Genomic DNA, 18,314 nt, shown 5'->3' with positions numbered 1-18,314 from the left:
ATAAATCTATCAAAAATCGTGTATTTCCGACCGAATCATCATCGTATGGGAAATAGCGCAGTATCAATGCGTGTTTTCGGTATGATTATTTGACAGATAAGTAGTTGGTCTTTTAAATTGACGAGTAGACAAATTGACGAGTAAACAAGATATTTTTTTAAGAGAACGAATGGACAAATTAGCTTGTTAACTTGTCCACTCGTTCACTTATCAACTAAAAAAGCTCATCTTTTTACTACTTGATGAGTCGCAATCCACACAACATTCCGTCCATACTGCCGATAAATGAAGAAGCGGTTTTCAGTGTAGCATCATTGGAAAGAGCGCCGACCACTTTCATATAAGCGAGGAGTTTACTGGCATCCATCACGATAAGAAGATTCTTTCCGTCAAGTTGCGTAGTGCCGACAACTTGACTTACCTGCCCACCATACTTCAAAACGAGATTACTGCCGTTGATAGCATAAGTGCCTTTGAGCGCTTTCCCTTTCAGCGATTGTGTAAAATTGCCGTCCTTGTCGAATGTCATCTTCACCTCGCCGCGCTTGAATCCGTAGCCATCCAACTTATTTTGCAAACGCTTTTCAATGATATTCGATACCACTTTACCGCCTGCATTCTTCAAGAAATTATGACTTTTGAATACAATAGCGGGCTCTTGATACGTCCAATTCCCGATGACTTTGTCTTTCGTTGCCACCTTATTAGCTGCGAAAACAGTCGTTAATCCCGATGCAGTCGTACCGTCTGACACACTTGACGATACCGAAGCGGCTGCATTTTTCACCTGATTCAGCACATTGTTGAAATCAACTTGTGCTTGCATTTCAATGCTTGTGATACACGCTGCACATACAAGTGCACAACGCAAAATAATTCTTTTCATAACCCTTTGTTTTATTATCCTGTTTTAATAATCATCTCCCTTTTCTTAAAGGGGCAGGGGAGAGGCCCTGTCTTTTATCCTATCGCTTCACCGAAAAGCGTTGCTGAGGTGCTGCCCGTAATGCGGACCTTGACGAATTCGCCGATATGATGCTTGCCTTTATCGAAGACTACCATCTTGTTTTGCTCTGTCCGGCCGCATAACTGCTCGCGACTGCGCTTGCTGGGCCCCTCTACCAACACTTCGAAAACACTGCCCTCATCACGTTTGTTGGCTGCTGCCGACATCTCGGTCTGTAACTTGATAAGTTCGTTCAACCGCCGAATCTTCACCTCTTCGGGCACATTATCGGGCAGATGCTTGGACGCATAGGTGCCGGGACGCTCGCTATACTTAAACATAAAAGCACTATCGTAACCCACGGTACGCATCAAATCGAGCGAGAGTCGATGATCTTCCTCGGTTTCATCGTGGTAACCCACGAAGATGTCAGTGGACAATCCGCAATCGGGAATCATCTTGCGGATGGCCCGAACACGATTCATATACCACTCAACAGTATATTTCCGATTCATCAGTTTGAGTATTTTATCACTTCCGCTTTGCACAGGCAGGTGGATATGTTTGCATACATTGGGCATCTCTGCAATCACTTTGAGTGTCTCATCACTCATATCCTTAGGATGCGAAGTGGTGAATCGTACACGCATTTGCGGCACTTCGGCCGCCACGAGACGCAAAAGCTGAGGGAAAGAGAGACCTCCCTCGGATCGGACTTGATAGCTATTCACATTCTGTCCCAGCAAAGTTACCTCCTTATAACCTTGTTGTTGCAGGTCTTTTACCTCTTTCAGAATACTCGAAACATCACGAGACCGCTCGCGACCGCGTGTGTAAGGCACGATGCAATAATGACAAAAGTTGTCACAACCACGCATAATGCTCACAAAACCGCCTATCTTTGCTAAACTGATACGTTGCGGAACAATGTCTCGGTAAGTTTCTGTCTTCGACAAATCGATGTCAATAGCTTTATTACCTGTCTCTGCCTGCGCAATCATATCGGGCAGATTGAGATACGAGTCAGGACCGGCAACGAGCTGCGCGTGGTGATTCTCGATGAGATCATCTTTCACTCGTTCGGCCATACACCCCAATACGCCCAAAATTACGCGTCGCCCTTTCTTCTGTTCAGCGTGTAATGTGTCGAGCCGATTGTATATCTTGTTCTCCGCATTCTCCCTGACGCTACACGTATTCATAAATATTGCGTCGGCCTCTGCCTCGTTTTCGCACAGCTCATAGCCTGCCATCTTCATCACAGAAGCAACAACCTCGCTGTCTGCCACATTCATCTGACAGCCATAAGTCTCAATATATAGTTTCTTCATTGTCATTATTTGCGTGCAAAGTTACGAATAAAAATCGAACGAACGTTGTAAAACAGAGAGCATAATATGATTTCCACATTCTGCGAAAAGTATAGAATTCTACACTGCTGAATAGTTCATTGACATAGCAATCGTGTGCATCGGTACGATTATTGAGATCAATTCAAGAGTCAATAAATAAAGAGATAAAAACAAGGAAATGGACAATTTTGTACTTTTTTTGTACAATATGTGCTATCGGATTTTGTTTTTCATTTATAATTTTGCACCAAAGCTAATCAAGTATTATTACAAATACAGTATAAGTCTCCTTAAACGCACAGCTCAGAGATGAAAACGTTCAATCTACTTATAAGTAGCTTGGCCATTATTCCGCAGATAGGAATGGCCAAAAAAGTAAAGACACAACCATTGCAACGGCCTAACGTCATCTATGTTTTTCCTGATCAGTTTCGCAATTTTGCAATGGGATTCTGGCGCCAAGAGGGCTTCCGGGATCAACTCCGTACGACAGGAGATCCTGTTCTTACGCCCAATCTCGACCGATTTGCCCGTGAAGCTGTGGTGCTCTCATCGGCAATGAGTAATTGTCCGTTAAGCAGTCCGCATCGCGGATCGCTGTTAACGGGAATGTATCCTAATAAAAGTGGTATCACACTGAACTGCAATTCCAATCGCCCGAACAGTTCACTACGCGATGATGCCGAGTGTATCAGCGACGTTATGAGCAAAGCGGGCTATGATTGCGGGTATATCGGCAAACTGCACGCACACTATCCTACACCCAACGACCCACAACGGCCGGGACATTACGTAGAAAATCGTATCCCTGCATGGGATGCCTATACTCCCAAAGAGCGTCGTCACGGATTTAATTACTGGTATTCTTACGGGACATTCGATGTACACAAGAATCCGCATTACTGGGATACCAACGGTATGAAACACGAACCACACGAGTGGTCTCCGTTACACGAAGCCCAAAAGGCCATCGACTATATTCGTAATAAGGATAATGTGCGCGATCCCCGTAAACCTTTCTTATTAATGGTGGGAATGAATCCGCCTCACAGTCCTTACCGGTCGATGAGCGATTGTATGGAAGAAGATTATGCGCTTTACCGGGACAAACCTATCGATAGCCTGCTTATTCGGCCCAATGTTGACAAAACATTGGAAAAGGCAGCATCAGCCCGCTTTTATTTTGCATCGGTTTCAGGAGTCGATCGGGCGTTCGGACAGATTTTAGCGGCCCTTAAAGAAGCCGGATTGGATAAGAATACCATCGTAATATTCTCATCGGATCACGGTGAAACAATGTGCAGTCAGAATACCGAAGACCCTAAGAATTCGCCCTATGCTGAGTCGATGAACGTACCTTTCATCGTGCGTTATCCGGGTAAGATGGCTCCTCGTGTAGACAACCTGCTGTTATCGTCGCCTGATATTATGCCTACCATTCTTGGAATGGTAGGACTCGGCAAACGTATTCCTACCGAAGTGCAGGGCAAAGACTACTCAGCACTGTTCTTCGATAAGAATGCTCGAGTGCAGAGACCGGGCGGTGCGTTATATATTCAAAACGTTAATGGCGACAAAAATGCAGAAGGTAAAATCGTGTCTTATTTCCCGTCGGCCCGTGGTATCAAGACGGCCGACTACACCTTAGCTATTTATATCAATAAAAAGCATCAAATAAAGGAGGTCTTATTCTTCGATGACAAGAACGATCCTTATCAAATGCATAACTTGAAACCCGAAGATCATCCCGACATTGTGAAGCACTTGTATGCCCAAATGGGACAGATGCTTAAAGAAATCGATGATCCGTGGTATAAAAAACGCATCCTGTCTAATATGATTCCTTATTAATATCATAGCCGTAAAAAACTAAAGACGTACGATTAACAGATAATTTATTAACTTATATATTTAACTTATGAAGAATAACGAATGCAATGTGCATTGGAGAAAACTATTTCTCGGGACAGCGATGTCCTTGGTTGCACTGACTGCGTATGCAGATGCATCTAACACCGGTATGAATGCGGACAGAGTTTCGTCTGTTGCTGCCGTGCAAGATGCTTTTACCGTGACCGGCAATATTGCTGACGCAATGGGGCCGATGGTTGGAGCAAGCATTATGGAAAAGGGTACTACAAACGGAACCGTATCTGATCTGAACGGTCATTTTACGATTAAAGTATCATCACCTGATGCTGTTCTGGTTATCTCAAGCATCGGATATACCACGCAAGAAGTGAAAGTAAACGCGCGAAAAAACATTGTTGTAATGATGCGCGAAGACAATCAGGCGCTGAATGAAGTTGTCGTGGTAGGTTACGGAACACAGAAAAAGGTGAATATGACAGGCTCCGTATCGGCCATCAATGTATCGAAGTTGTCTGAGAGTCGGCCTATTACCAATGTCTCACAAGCTTTGGCCGGTATGGCCGCAGGTGTATCGGTGACATCCAATCATAACCAACCGGGTAATGACAATTCCTCCATTCTTGTGCGTGGGCAAGGTACACTCAACTCTTCGGCTCCGCTCGTCATCATCGACGGTTCGGAAGGCGGCATTAACACCGTAAATCCACAGGATATTGAGTCTGTATCAGTTCTGAAAGATGCAGCTTCGTCGGCCATCTACGGTTCTCGCGCCGCCAATGGCGTTATTCTGATTACCACGAAAAGCGGAAAGAAAGGTAAGATCAAAGTAGATTATAACGGCTATATCTCGTTTGAATCCATCCGAAAGACATTGACACCCGTGTCCGATTATGCAAGATATATGGAGCTGATCAATGAAGGTTATGTCAACAGCGGCAAAAAACCTTTGTTCAGTCAGAATTCCATTGACACTTGGAGAAATGATGCTGGGCGGAATCCTTTGAAATATCCCAATACCGATTGGATAGATGAGACATTTAAGAACTCTGTTTCCACGAACCATGTCGTGTCTGTTTCAGGCGGTTCAGACCGAATCCGTTTCTACGGGTCATTCGGTTACCTGAACAATCCAGGTGTAATGTACAATGCCGGATTTACGAAATATAATGGTCGGTTGAATATGGATGTCGACGTTGCCAAGTGGTTGAACATCGGAATGCAGATGAGCGGTTATGTCTCGGATATACAACCGGGAAACCACGAGATAGATAATGTTTTCACTTATGCTTCGGCCACGACACCGGGAATGGTTTTCCGTGCACCCGATGGTCGTTTCGGTGCCGTTAATAATGAAGAAGATGCTGCACAGAGTTCGGCCAACAATCCGCTGTTACGCGCCTACAAATGGACCGGAGAGAATCGAAAAAACAATTTCCACCCACGTTTTTTAGCTACGTTGAAGCCGATGAAAGGACTTTCACTCACGTTAAGCTACTCATATGAGCTGCTGGATCAGGAAATCACTCGCAAACCGGTATTACACGAAGGATGGAATTTCCTGACTGAACAGGCTACATATACGACGAAAACGAAGTCTACTTTCTATAATTATGACGGCAAGACGGAACGTTATTTCAACGACGCCGTACTGCGCTATGAAAATAAACTGCTCAAGAACAAGCTTACATTCAATCTGATGTTAGGTTCCAGTCAGGAGCTGTACAGATTCAAGAGTTTCGGCGTAACCAAACAAGACTTGATCGATCTGAGCATGAACTCTCTCGACGGAGCTACCGGCCAAGCCAGTGCCAACGGTAACAAGACCGAGTGGGTAATGCGTTCCTATTTCAGCCGACTTAACCTGAACTGGGAAGACAAATATCTGTTTGAGTTCAATCTGCGTGCCGACGGTTCTTCAAGATTTAAATCTAACAAACGTTGGGGATACTTCCCGTCAGCATCGGCAGCTTGGCGTATCAACCAAGAGAAGTTTATGGAAAGAGCCTTCAACAACCAATTGAGCAATCTAAAACTGCGCGCTTCATACGGTTCTTTGGGTAACAACTCTGTCGGGAATTATGATTCACAATCGCTGTACACCAGTAACAAAGGTAAATACAACTACGTTTTGAGCAATGTTATGGTGACAGGTATGGCACAGGCTGCACTCGCCAATCCGCTGCTGACGTGGGAAACGACCAAGGTTTTCGATTTAGGATTCGACTTCGGATTCTTCAACAACCGCCTGACCGGAACTTTCGACTACTTCAACAAGCGCACCACCGATATTCTGATTAACCTTCCTGCACCCGGCGTTCATGGCATCACATCGATTCCGAAAGTCAACAGCGCAACGGTAACCAATAGCGGTGTAGAATTCACCGTGGGCTGGCAAGACAAAACCGCAGACTTCTCTTATGGTGCAACGGCCAATTTTACGTACGTGACTAACAAAGTGAACAAGTTTAAAGGCAGAGATAAAGGTGGTATGGCCATTAACGGCCCCAATCTGATATGGGAAGGGCACAGCATCAATTCGCAGTATCTGCTGCGTGTGGAAAGACTGTTGCAGACCGATGAAGATATGAAGTTAGTACAAAAGATGATTGACAATGCACCTGTGGGACCCGACGGAAAGAAGGTGAATCCGTTTGCAGCATTCGGTACACCGAAGAAAGGCGACCTGCTTTACAAAGACGTCAATAACGACGGTATCATCGACAACAACGATAAAGAGATCGTGAGCGACGGTCCTAACCCCAAGTTCCTGATGGGTATCAGTCTGAATGCGGCGTGGAAAGGATTCGACATATCGGCGCTCATACAAGGAGCTTTCGGAGCAAAAGTATATTGGCAACACGCTGCTTACAACACGCCAACCGTTCGTCACGGCTATCAGATCAACAAAGAGATTGCCGACGGTCGTTGGTATGAAGGCCGAACAGATGCCACTTATCCCCGCCTGCTCGACTACCAGGACAAAATCAACACCCAGTTGAGCGACTTCTATTTACAGGATAAAAGTTTCGTAAAGATCCGCAACATCCAATTAGGCTACACCCTTCCTAAGTCTCTGATAGTAAAGACAGGTGTAGAGCGTGTCCGCCTCTATGGCAGCTTGGAAAACTTCTTTACTTTTACGGGCTATAAAGGCTTCGACCCCGAAGTCAGCGGTATAGATTATCCTTCGATGAAACAGGCCGTTATCGGCGTTAATGTATCATTTTAATAACAGAATCCTAAGATGAAAAAGAAATATTTAATCGCAGCCACAACCGCGGTAACGCTATTGCTCTCCGGCTGTTACGACCTCAATCGCGTGCCTGCCGACCAGCTGAGTTCCAGCAAATTCTATAAGAATGAAGAGCACGCCAAAGAAGCGATGATGGCGGTTTACAGTGCAATGAAATATGAAGATACGTTCGGGCTTCAATTCTCGATGGACGGGCTCGGCGGCATCGCAATGGGTTACGATAACCCCTCGTACCAGACTTTCCAGCGAGGAACCTACGATGTGAAGAACGATAAGGTGCTGAGCAAGTGGAAGCACCTGTACGAAGGCGTGGCCAGGGCTAACGGCGTGCTTCAGAATGTAGACAAATGCGAAATGAGCGACCAGCTGAAAGCACAGTACAAGGCCGAGGCCAAGTTTATGCGCGCACTGTATTATTTCGCATTGATGGATTTCTGGGGAGGCGTTCCTCTCTATGACGAAACGCTTGTGGTAAACGACAGTTACAACAAGATGACCAACCCGCGCAGTACTGCCGACTCGGTACGCACCTTCATACTGAAAGACTTAGATGCAGCCGTTGCCGGATTGCCTGAGAAATGGGGTAAGGCCGATTACGGACGAGCTACCAAGTATGCCGCCCTTGCATTTAAAGGCAAGGTGCATCTATACAACCGCGATTACCAGAAAGCCACCGACTGCTTCAAACAAGTAATCGGCAGCGGCCTGTATGCCTTGTATGACAACTATGCCAATCTCTTCAAACCGGGCGGCGACGAGAGTTCGGAGATGATTTTCGCCATTCAGAATATGGGCGGTGTCGGAACCGATCTGGGCATGCCGATGTGTTTCTATATGGGCTCGCGCGAGTCTTACGGCAGTTGCTGGAACAACGTAATGGTCTCTCCACATTTCGTAGACACCTACGAGTATAAAGATGGCCGCCCGTTCGATTGGGACGATTGGTTCCCCGGCATCAAGACAGACGACAAGATCAAGGTGAAGACATTCCGCGCAACGATGGAAAAAGGAAAAGTAAAGGCCTATCCCGCTGCCAAAGGTAAACTTCTGGAAATGTATGCACAGCGCGATCCGCGAATGAATGCCACCGTACTGCTGCCTTACACCAAATACATCGGCTGGTATGCCAACGCGCAGGAAGACTGCGAATTCGTCATCGCCCCCTCTATCACCAGCGGAAAAGGCTATGTGCGTGTCAACGGCAACTATGAGATCTACCTGTGGCGCAAATTCGTACCCGAAGGAAATATGGGCGGAGCACTCAACAACCGTGCCCATACGCCCATCAACTTCCCACTCATCCGTTACGCCGACGTGCTGTTGATGCTGGCCGAATGCCAGAACGAATTGGGCGACCAAGAGGGTGCCGTGAAGCTGATCAACCAAGTACGCGCCCGCAAGAGCGTGGAGATGCCGGGCATCAACAGCGGTCCTGATTATCTGAAAGCCACGACCAAAGCGGAAGTCTTTGAGCGCATACGCCACGAGCGTGCCGTAGAATTGGCCGGCGAGGGTCACAGCTTCAGCGATATGAAGCGCTGGAAGCTCTTGGAAACGCTCAACGGGCGAACAGAAAAAGACATTACGGGCAGGTTCCGTTACACTCGCGTCGTTACCGCACGCGACTATCTCTGGCCTATTCCTGCCGACGAAATCGAGAAAAACGATAAGCTCACGCAGAATCCCAATTGGTAAACACCTTGAAGGACCCTCAGAAGGCGCTCTTAGGGTAGACGAGCGTCTCCCCCTGGGGTAGACTGTCGCGTTCCCCTGGGGTAGACCTCAGTGTTCCCCAGGAGTAGACCCCGATGTTCCCCAGGGGTAGACAACCACAACCCCTTGGGGAATAACGGAGACTAATCCTAAGGGTATCTGCCGAGGGGATGTCGGAGGCATTGTAGGAAATCAACATAAGATGAGAATGATGATAAAAAAACTTTTCACGGCAGCAGCCTTGCTCGCTGTGGTATGGCTACCGGCGCAGGCCTACGAGAAGCGGAACCTGTTAGAGAATGCCGCCACCGAAGCACAGGTACGGCAATATCTGGTGACAGACCGCAAGTGGGTGCCCTATCCTGCTTACGACGACAGAGCCGGCTGGGATCGGCTCATCGGCGACAGCAAAGAAGACATCATCAAGGCCGGACAGCAGTATTTAGACTATCATTGGACGGTGGTCAGGGCTACTGACTATTTAGAATATGAGAAGTCGGGCAACCGCAATACGATGCAGAACCCGAACAACCAGAACGCTCGTGTGTTCAGCATCCTGCTGATGGCAGAACTGGCCGAGGGCAAGGGGCGATTCGTCAACGACCTGATGAACGGAGTACTGTTTTTCAGCGAGATGACGTCGTGGGCAGAATCGGCCCATCTGGCCGTCTTCCAGAAGACGCGCCGCGCGATGCCCGACTTTCGGGAAGACGTTCTCGAACTACATCAGGGTGGTATGGCACAAATGCTGTCGTGGACTTATTATTTCCTGAAAGACAGCTTCGACAAGATCGATCCGATGATTGCCCTGCGCCTGCGTCACGAGTTGCAGAAGCGCGAGCTCGACCCGTTTATGCAGCGCGACGACTTTTGGTGGATGGGGCGCAACTACAAAGAGGGTGCTCTGCTCAATAACTGGACACCGTGGTGTAACGCCAATGCGCTGCTTTGCTTTATGCTGTTGGAAGACAATCCCGACACGCTGGCCAAGGCCGTATACAAATCGATGGAGTCTGTCGACAAGTTTCTCAACTACGTCAAGAGCGACGGAGCTTGCGAAGAAGGACCTTCTTACTGGGGGCACGCCTCGGGCAAGCTCTACGATTACCTATCGGAGTTATCGCTCATCACGGGTGGAAAGATCAACCTGTTCGGCAACGAGCAGATTCGAAAGATGGGCGAATACATTGCCCGCTCGTATATCGGCGACGAATGGGTAGCCAATTTCGCAGATGCATCGGCCCGTGCCGGCGAAGTAAACACTTCGCTCATTTACCGCTACGGCGTCGCTGTGAACAGTAAGATGATGAAATCGATGGCCGCAATGCGCGAAAAGCTGTATCCCTCGAAACTGCCGAGCAGTTGGATGGATTTATATATCGGCCTCGAAACGCTCCGCTTTCGGCCTCTGCTGAACAAGGAAAAGAGCGAGTTCAAGTATCCCGACTTCACGTGGTATCCGCAGACAGAGTTCTGCTATATGCGCAGCGGCGGTGCATTTTTGGCCGCCAAGGGCGGATTCAATAACGAGAGTCATAACCACAACGATGTGGGAACTTTCATTCTCGCTTTTGACAATGTGCCGGTAATGATCGATGCCGGCGTAGGAACCTATACCCGAAAGACTTTCAGTAAAGAGCGCTACACCATCTGGACAATGCAGAGCGATTATCACAATCTGCCGATGATCAACGGTGTGTCCGAGCAGTTCGGCGCTCAATACAAGGCCCGCAACGTGAAAGCCGATGCCAAGAGTCTGTCGTTTTCCGCCGACATTGCAGGGGCCTACCCGACCGAAGCTGCCGTAGAGCATTGGACGCGTTCCTACCAGCTTAAGAAAAACCGCCTGCTCATCTCGGACAACTTCATCCTGAAAGAAGCCAAGGCACCCAACAAAGTGAATTTCCTGACGTGGGGCAACGTGGATATCAGTAAAAAGGGACTCGTGGTAATCAATGTCAAAGGTATTACCGCTGCGCTGAGCTATGACGCAGCAACCTTCGAACCAAGTATCGAGAAGGTGAGCCTGACAGACCCTCGTCTGTCGAAGGTCTGGGGCAGTGAGATTTACCGCATAACGCTCACGGCCCGCACGACCGCCCTGAAAGGAATTTATAATTATGTAATCGTTAAAAAGACAAAGTAAAAGAATGAGAAGATCTGTTCTTACCCTGTTATTCCTGTCGCTCCTGACGGCAGCTTCGGCCCGACTCGGCAGCGACTCGGATATAAACCTGATCAAAAGAATCATCGCTAATGCCAAGGTACAACTCGGCAATGAATTGAAAGTTATCGATCGCAGCGGAAAGATTCTGAACCCTGTCACGCTGACAAAAGACGGCAAGGTCTTCTATTGCAATTATGAAGACTGGCGCAGCGGATTCTTTCCCGGCTCGTTGTGGTATATGTACGAACTGACCGGCGACGACTTCTGGGCCGGCAAGGCAAATGCTTTCACCCAATCCATCAAGCAGGCACAGCACCTCACAAGTCATCACGACGTGGGTTTTATCATCAACAGCAGTTTCGGCAATAGCCTACGATTAACTGGCAACCAAGCTGATAAGGACGTAATCGTTACGGCGGCACGGTCGTTGCTCACCCGCTTCCGTCCCTCTGCCGGTATCATCCAGTCGTGGAATGTCGACCGTGGATGGCAGTCTCAGAGAGGCTGGGAGTGTCCCGTGATCATAGACAATATGATGAATCTTGAAATGATGTTCAACGCCACACGTTTGTCGGGCGATTCCACTTTCTTCAAAGCTGCTGTCAGCCACGCAGACCGCACGTTGCAAAACCAGTTCCGTCCCGATGGTAGTTGCTATCACGTGGTAGATTACAGTCTTGCCGACGGTCACGTGCGTCATCGCCAAACGGCCCAGGGCTATGCCGACGAGTCGATTTGGAGCCGCGGACAGGCGTGGGCCATCTACGGCTATACGATGTGCTATCGATTCACCGGTTATCAGCGTTACCTCGACCAGGCCATCAAAACATTCCGAATGATGAAAAATCACCCGGCAATACCTGCCGACGGCATTCCTTACTGGGATATGAGTGCCCCCAAGATTCCCGCCGAACCGCGCGACGCATCTTCCGCAGCTGTCATCGCTTCTGCACTGTATGAGCTGTGCACCGTCGACCTCAAAAATGCAGAGGAATACAAGAGCTATGCCGATAAGATAATGCGCAGCTTGGCTTCGGAAAAATACACAGCTCCGGCGGGACAGAACGGCAACTTCATCCTGATGCACTCCGTGGGCAGTATCCCGCACAACAATGAGATTGACAAGCCGCTCAACTATGCCGACTATTATTACTTAGAGGCATTGGTACGCAAGGCTCGCCAGGAATTATACTTTCAGAAAGCGTGTCAGAATCGATAAGACTATAAAATGGTAGAGAAAGATATTACCGAGTTTGTACCAATATAGGATTTTTTTATTATAAATCCAATGTATGTAGAAATTGGCTATTTGGCAGTACGAAAAGGGGCTCATATACCTCTCTCCGTCTCTTCAAAAGAGGGGAAAATATGGAGGCGAACCTCTATACTCCTCGCACTGTTGTCCATAGTACTTTCGTTGCAAGCACAGCGACGCACGATAACGTTTAATGACAACTGGTGGTTTCGATTCTCTCATCAGGTGCAAAAAAGTAGCGGGCAACGGGTAGACTTGCCCCACACGTGGAATGCCGTCGACGCGCAGAGCGGAAAACAGGACTACAAACGCGGCATCGGCAACTACACCAAAACATTCTTCGTGCCCGAAAGTTGGCGTCAGCATCGGCTCTTCATTCGTTTTGAGGGAGCCAACAGCATTGCCGATGTCTTCATCAATGGTCGTCACATCGGCGAGCACCGCGGCGGCTATACGGCTTTCGTACTTGAACTGACAAATAAAGTGGATTACGGCAAAGACAATATCTTGTTAGTACGAGTCAACAACGGCGAGCAATTAGACGTAATGCCTCTCGTGGGCGACTTCAATTTCTATGGCGGAATCTATCGAGACGTAGCTTTGTTACTTACGGACAATGTGTGCATCTCTCCACTCGACTACGCTTCACCCGGCATCTATCTGCGTCAAAAAGAAGTAAACGATAGATCGGCTACAGTCGAAACCGGCATTGTGTTATCTAACAGCACAGCGACAACACAGACTATTGATATCCGTGTGCAGGTCCTTGACGGCTCATCCGTTATTACGGAACGGACTAAAAGCGTGAAAGTTCGGCCCCGAACAACCGCTCAAACTATTGACATTCCTTTCTCCATCGCTCGTCCTCATCTATGGAATGCAACCGAAGACCCATTTATGTATACGGTTAAGGTATCCATATGGCGCGGGCAAACGCTCATAGATGAGGTGACGCAACCTCTCGGACTACGCTATTATCACTTCGATTCTGCCAAGGGATTCTTCCTCAACGGTCGTCATCTACCCCTGCACGGTGTTTGTCGCCATCAGGAACGCGCAGAAGTGGGCAACGCCCTGCGGCATGCACACATCGACGAAGATATCCGATTGATGCGTGAAATGGGTGTGAATGCCGTCCGACTGGCACACTATCCGCACTCAGATTATACCCACAAGCAGATGGATCGAACGGGAATCGTAACTTGGGCGGAGATTCCTTTCGTGGGCCCCGGCGGTTATGCCGATAAAGGTTTCGTTGATACAGAGCGTTTCCGCGATAACGGCAAGCAGCAACTTCGTGAGCTGATTCGACAGAACTATAATCATCCGAGTATCTGTGTATGGGGCCTTTTCAACGAACTTAAATACGACGGCGACAACCCCTTGGAATATATCAAGGAGCTGAATGCCCTTGCCCACCGAGAAGATCCCACACGCCCCACCACCTGTGCCAGCAATCAGCAGGGCGAAATGAATTTCGTCACCGATGTCATAGCCTGGAACCGTTACGACGGTTGGTACGGGTCAACGCCCAACTCTTTGGCCACTTATCTCGATAAGACCCACGCCGAGCATCCCAATCTGTGTATCGGTATCAGCGAATACGGAGCCGGTGCCAGTGTCTATCAGCAGCAGGACTCATTGACTCAGCCGACACCCACAGGCTGGTGGCATCCCGAAAACTGGCAGACCTATTACCACATCCGTAATTGGGATATTCTTTCCCATCGTCCTTATGTATGGGGCACGTTCGTGTGGAACATGTTCGACTTCGGCGCAGCGCATCGCACCGAGGGCGACCGTCCCGGGATCAACGATAAAGGTTTGGTGACGCACGACCGTAAGGTGAAGAAGGATGCCTATTACTTCTACAAGGCCAACTGGAATCCGCAGCCGATGGTCTACATCGCCGGTAAGAGGTGCACCGAGCGCCGTCGTCGGGAGACCGAGATCCAAGTGTTTTCCAACTGCCGGCAAGTGCGTCTCTCCCTCAACGGCACCCCTATTCAGACGCTCGCCCCCAACGACATCCGCCTCTGCACCTTCCGCGTCACGCTGCATCCCGGGCACAATATCCTCACCGCCACAGGTATCGGCGACGGCAAGAAGATCACAGACACCTGTGAGCTGACAGTGAGGTAGCCGGAATCACCATTCGATCATTAAAGCCAGCAGTAGCATACGCCACTCTGAGAAGTCGTATACCTCTGGGGTAGCACTCGTATAGCACTGCCCCACAAGTCGTATACTTCTCAGGATGGACTACCTGACTTGTTGAATATGAGTCGTTGTCGGGAAATCAGGAACAAACTTCACTGTACATATCTTACCTTTACAGCCATCGAAAACACTTTCTTACTGCATACTATCTCCTCCTTAACGACACACATACCCAAATACTCTCAGAAACATTTCGGATACATATTTTAACTCATTAACACTAAAATTAAACGACAAACAATTGGAGCCAAGATGGCTCTTGAATAATCTCGGTTGTATATCCTGTCATTTTTAGTTGTATTTTCTCTAAAACTGTTTTGAAAATCTCATTTTTTTGCATTTTAGACAAAAATAATTGTGTAAAAGTTGCATCTTATAGAAATAAAATCTATATTTGTAAAAAATAATTTAAACAATTTTATATGAAAACGATGTTACATTTATTCGCCTTATATCCGTTGGATGAGAACGTGATTTGTGGTTCGTCTACTCTGTATTGGATGTCAGCAGGATAATAATATTGAGTCTATATTGATTGCACCAATATCTATCCGTATATAAGCAGTATCATACTAGCGTGTAGCTATAGCAGACGAGACTAATTTTCACTGGGAGTTTTTTCGCTTACAAGTTCGCAAAAATCTCTATAACCATTATATTATAATGAATAATAACCCACACGAATGATATAATCTTTCTAAATAATTAAATATTGGCACTCGTTATGAATGAAAATACTAAATATGTTGTTGAATTAACAAAGCCAAGTATACACTATATTAAATAATTAAAATCATTGTTTAATCTAGATTATACTATCCATAATGATGAAAAAAGTCATATTTATTTGGGGATTCTTGCTTATAAATGTAATACCCATTTGCGCACAAGCAAGTAAGCAATCAACTCGTACTATGAAAGAGACTGAAGAGGAATGTATTCAGGAGTTCTTGACAGATCTTTCCAAGATTAAAGGAGAGGGGCAGTATTATATAGGAAACCGAATGTCAAAATTATATTATAGGTTTGCACACAGTTGTTTCAAAATCAAGCATATGTCTACAATGTCGGTAGGACCGTGGAGTCAACCGGACGGGAAAGAGTATATGACAGGTGTCATTCTATATAACAAAACCCCGGAAGAAATGGATGCAAAGGAGGACGTTTTTGTTGTATATATAGACTTGGGTGTATGGATTGACGATAGAAAATTTTGGAATAGTCTCCCGGATGATGACACTTGGATGCAAGCCATTCAAGAGCGAACCAAAGATATGATTGTCAAGGATATTTCATTTGAGAAGACAAAGATATACTCTAAATAGCAGTCGTATTTTGCACCGTATTCATTGAGTTAATTCAACCAACAGGTCTATAAATTATGGGTATAAAGAATATTTTCGAATAGGAGTTTTAGGGGTAGTCTGTCTATTATTACAAACCTGGAAGAGATGGCAGTGAGATCTTCTGTTATATTAAAAATCTGTCTAAGGGAAAAAATAGATTTATGGCGACAACGAGCTTGTGACAATATCTCTATCCCTGATGCACCAAAGCAAATGAGGAATATACCACCTTCATCAATTACAAAGATTGAGATAAGTCAAAAAGTTGTGGCAGATAATGGTTTAAAATTAAAAGTGTATAAAGAGAGTACTTTGGATTTGTATTCCGTAGAGGAGATTAGACAAAAGGATATTGTTGATACTGTAATCTTGATTTGTAGTGTTCACAGAATCATAGAATTAACTAAATGGAAAGAGAGAGATAACAGAAGAATTATAAATGGTAGCAAGATTTTTAATTATGAAAAAGAGTATTGTATTGATATTATTAGTAGATATAATTTCGGTATTGACTTCTTGTTCGGTAATTTACCGTTCAATAGACTTTGTATCAGAGTCCGATCGTTGGAAACGGGATCCGCCATCATATTATTATATGTACACTAACAATACCGACAGCATTGGGATATGGGCGTGGGGTACTGATATGTCAAGAGACGTCGCCATATTTTTCGGTCCTCCGCTATTCCCAATCATTCCGACAGCTATTCAGGTATGGGAAAAACCTGATAGGAGGATAAAGATTGATTTATTCCTCAATACGAATCAACTCTGTAACATTAACTTCGATTCTGTCAGTATAGTAGATCATAAAGGAAAGAAAATTACAAAGGCATTGGTAGAACGGGTATATAACAGAGGTATCTGGGGGCGAGATAGTCTTGATACATATATGAATCCAAACTTTCAGACAACAGAGCCTGTAACCTTTCGGTTGACTTTAAATAAGAAGTCTTCAAGAGTCAAATGGTTTGATCTCCGTATAGAGTCGTTGAAAATGAATGGAGATCATGTGGAGATTCCGGTTATCAGATTCAAACGAAAAGATCAGTACGGTTATGTTCCTCTGATACTCGCGCATTAAAAGTTGTATTTGCCGTTATAAATGAGATAAATATAGATTTATGAGAATATGGTCAAACATAGTAATAACATATTGAATAATATGAAAAGAGGAATTAAAACGTTTATTCACAGTATATTATTGATGACTGTGTGTCTGGTACTTCAAGCTTGTCCGGACTGATCCAATCGGTACAGTGTATATTGTAAATAAGTCAAATGAAACTATATTTGTAGGTGCCAGCCAACTATTAGAGGCAGGAGATTCCCTGTCATTAAAGAATTTGTCAATGGAATACTTTCTGACAGAACCAGGAGACACTACCTATGTTCAAAGTAATTTAGATGGACTTAAAACATACAATAGTACATTTCAAATCATTATTCTTAAAAGCAGTACGTTAAATACTCATACAGAAAAAGAACTTAAAGAAAAGATGATTGTAGACAAGAGATTTTGTTTTACTTATGATGACCTTGCCGAAAATGATCAAACAATTATCTATACAGGAGACTAATTAATTTATCCTATTTTGGTGTTCTAAATACAAAATAAAGGAATGTAAATATTTGTAGAAGTAGAATATTAGACTTCAACTATCAATAATCACGATATAATAAAGAGAATGAAAAAAATTACTATTGGACTTTTAGCATTTGGATTAATTACTTCATCTTGTGACTGCGGACAACATATTGAGGGTATTGTTATTGATCAAGATACCCAACAACCAATAGATTCTGTGATAATCATTAGAAATAAAATGAACCAATACATCTATACAGATAGTCTTGGTAAATTTAACATAACAGGAGTAACTGTTGGAGGTTGGTTCGGTTATCCCGGAATGTCCGTTTCTTTTATAAAGAATGGTTATAAAAAGGTAACAAAACGATACAAAAACTGGAATGATGTACCGATTACAATCGTCTTAGAAAAATCTATTGAATGATAAAGTCTTATCAAGTTTGGGATAATAAATGATAGTATCGTTTCATTAAATCACGTTAATCTTCTGATATTCCCTTTCATTTCTCTTTGTTGTTAGATTTTAAATCTCTATCTTTGTGCCCGAAGACAACGGATTGCAATTCCTCCTCTTCTTCCAAGAGCAAGACTGTCTTTCG

Annotated in this window: 13 protein-coding genes; 11 read left to right on the top strand and 2 right to left on the bottom strand. The window is 45.6% G+C overall.

Annotation, left to right across the window (positions count from 1 at the left end):
* Nucleotides 1-235: 235 nt before the first annotated feature.
* Together RWY97_RS06000 and miaB are read right to left on the bottom strand one after the other, a co-directional pair.
* A complete protein-coding gene (locus tag RWY97_RS06000) occupies nucleotides 236-886 on the bottom strand; it encodes a lipocalin-like domain-containing protein (protein ID WP_315566101.1) in 651 nt (216 codons plus the stop codon).
* 74 nt (nucleotides 887-960) lie between these two features.
* The gene (gene miaB, locus RWY97_RS05995) at nucleotides 961-2,277 is read right to left on the bottom strand and encodes a tRNA (N6-isopentenyl adenosine(37)-C2)-methylthiotransferase MiaB (RefSeq protein ID WP_315566100.1); all 1,317 of its coding nucleotides are present in this window, start codon (nucleotides 2,275-2,277) and stop codon (nucleotides 961-963) included.
* Nucleotides 2,278-2,661: 384 nt separating this feature from the next.
* On the opposite strand from miaB, the gene RWY97_RS05990 reads away from it, so the two are divergent.
* The 11 genes from RWY97_RS05990 (at nucleotide 2,662) to RWY97_RS05940 (ending at nucleotide 18,139) form a co-directional block, all read left to right on the top strand.
* Nucleotides 2,662-4,149 carry a sulfatase family protein gene (locus RWY97_RS05990; protein ID WP_231371340.1) on the top strand — a complete coding sequence of 496 codons (1,488 nt, stop codon included), beginning with the start codon at nucleotides 2,662-2,664 and terminating at the stop codon, nucleotides 4,147-4,149.
* 169 nt (nucleotides 4,150-4,318) lie between these two features.
* Nucleotides 4,319-7,399 (top strand): SusC/RagA family TonB-linked outer membrane protein, encoded by a 3,081-nt coding sequence (locus RWY97_RS05985; RefSeq protein WP_390883268.1) that lies wholly within the window; start codon nucleotides 4,319-4,321, stop codon nucleotides 7,397-7,399.
* Nucleotides 7,400-7,414: 15 nt separating this feature from the next.
* Entirely contained in the window at nucleotides 7,415-9,118 is a 1,704-nt protein-coding gene (locus tag RWY97_RS05980) for a RagB/SusD family nutrient uptake outer membrane protein (RefSeq protein ID WP_315566097.1), read from the top strand.
* A 229-nt stretch (nucleotides 9,119-9,347) separates the two neighbouring features.
* Nucleotides 9,348-11,282: a heparinase II/III family protein gene (locus tag RWY97_RS05975; protein WP_314740035.1), complete on the top strand. Its 1,935-nt coding sequence runs from the start codon at nucleotides 9,348-9,350 to the stop codon at nucleotides 11,280-11,282.
* Nucleotides 11,283-11,286: 4 nt separating this feature from the next.
* Entirely contained in the window at nucleotides 11,287-12,522 is a 1,236-nt protein-coding gene (locus tag RWY97_RS05970; protein WP_314078961.1) for a glycoside hydrolase family 88 protein, read from the top strand.
* A 69-nt stretch (nucleotides 12,523-12,591) separates the two neighbouring features.
* Nucleotides 12,592-14,700, top strand: a complete 2,109-nt coding sequence (lacZ4, locus tag RWY97_RS05965; protein WP_315566095.1) for a beta-glucuronidase LacZ4 — start codon at nucleotides 12,592-12,594, stop codon at nucleotides 14,698-14,700.
* 992 nt (nucleotides 14,701-15,692) lie between these two features.
* A complete protein-coding gene (locus tag RWY97_RS05960; protein ID WP_273177899.1) occupies nucleotides 15,693-16,103 on the top strand; it encodes a hypothetical protein in 411 nt (136 codons plus the stop codon).
* A 126-nt stretch (nucleotides 16,104-16,229) separates the two neighbouring features.
* Nucleotides 16,230-16,730, top strand: a complete 501-nt coding sequence (locus RWY97_RS05955) for a hypothetical protein (protein WP_315566093.1) — start codon at nucleotides 16,230-16,232, stop codon at nucleotides 16,728-16,730.
* Nucleotides 16,720-17,208: a hypothetical protein gene (locus tag RWY97_RS05950; RefSeq protein ID WP_024992105.1), complete on the top strand. Its 489-nt coding sequence runs from the start codon at nucleotides 16,720-16,722 to the stop codon at nucleotides 17,206-17,208. The genes RWY97_RS05955 and RWY97_RS05950 overlap by 11 nt, the downstream gene beginning before the upstream one ends.
* A gap of 175 nt (nucleotides 17,209-17,383) precedes the next feature.
* A complete protein-coding gene (locus RWY97_RS05945) occupies nucleotides 17,384-17,704 on the top strand; it encodes a hypothetical protein (protein WP_315566091.1) in 321 nt (106 codons plus the stop codon).
* A 108-nt stretch (nucleotides 17,705-17,812) separates the two neighbouring features.
* A complete protein-coding gene (locus RWY97_RS05940) occupies nucleotides 17,813-18,139 on the top strand; it encodes a hypothetical protein (RefSeq protein WP_315566090.1) in 327 nt (108 codons plus the stop codon).
* Nucleotides 18,140-18,314 lie beyond the last annotated feature (175 nt).

The organism is Hoylesella pleuritidis, from assembly GCF_963541955.1.
Classification (GTDB): Bacteria; Bacteroidota; Bacteroidia; order Bacteroidales; family Bacteroidaceae; genus Prevotella; species Prevotella pleuritidis.
The sequence above is the reverse complement of the archived record's forward strand: the minus strand, read 5'-3'. Positions and strand labels throughout refer to the sequence as shown.

Coding starts and splice junctions, on each gene's coding strand:
- RWY97_RS06000 (WP_315566101.1), bottom strand. CDS start 886: ATGAAAAGAATTATTTTGCGTTGTGCACTTGTATGTGCAGCGTGTATC.
- miaB (WP_315566100.1), bottom strand. CDS start 2,277: ATGAAGAAACTATATATTGAGACTTATGGCTGTCAGATGAATGTGGCA.
- RWY97_RS05990 (WP_231371340.1), top strand. CDS start 2,662: ATGGCCAAAAAAGTAAAGACACAACCATTGCAACGGCCTAACGTCATC.
- RWY97_RS05985 (WP_390883268.1), top strand. CDS start 4,319: ATGAATGCGGACAGAGTTTCGTCTGTTGCTGCCGTGCAAGATGCTTTT.
- RWY97_RS05980 (WP_315566097.1), top strand. CDS start 7,415: ATGAAAAAGAAATATTTAATCGCAGCCACAACCGCGGTAACGCTATTG.
- RWY97_RS05975 (WP_314740035.1), top strand. CDS start 9,348: ATGATAAAAAAACTTTTCACGGCAGCAGCCTTGCTCGCTGTGGTATGG.
- RWY97_RS05970 (WP_314078961.1), top strand. CDS start 11,287: ATGAGAAGATCTGTTCTTACCCTGTTATTCCTGTCGCTCCTGACGGCA.
- lacZ4 (WP_315566095.1), top strand. CDS start 12,592: ATGTATGTAGAAATTGGCTATTTGGCAGTACGAAAAGGGGCTCATATA.
- RWY97_RS05960 (WP_273177899.1), top strand. CDS start 15,693: ATGAAAGAGACTGAAGAGGAATGTATTCAGGAGTTCTTGACAGATCTT.
- RWY97_RS05955 (WP_315566093.1), top strand. CDS start 16,230: ATGGCAGTGAGATCTTCTGTTATATTAAAAATCTGTCTAAGGGAAAAA.
- RWY97_RS05950 (WP_024992105.1), top strand. CDS start 16,720: ATGTACACTAACAATACCGACAGCATTGGGATATGGGCGTGGGGTACT.
- RWY97_RS05940 (WP_315566090.1), top strand. CDS start 17,813: ATGAAAAAAATTACTATTGGACTTTTAGCATTTGGATTAATTACTTCA.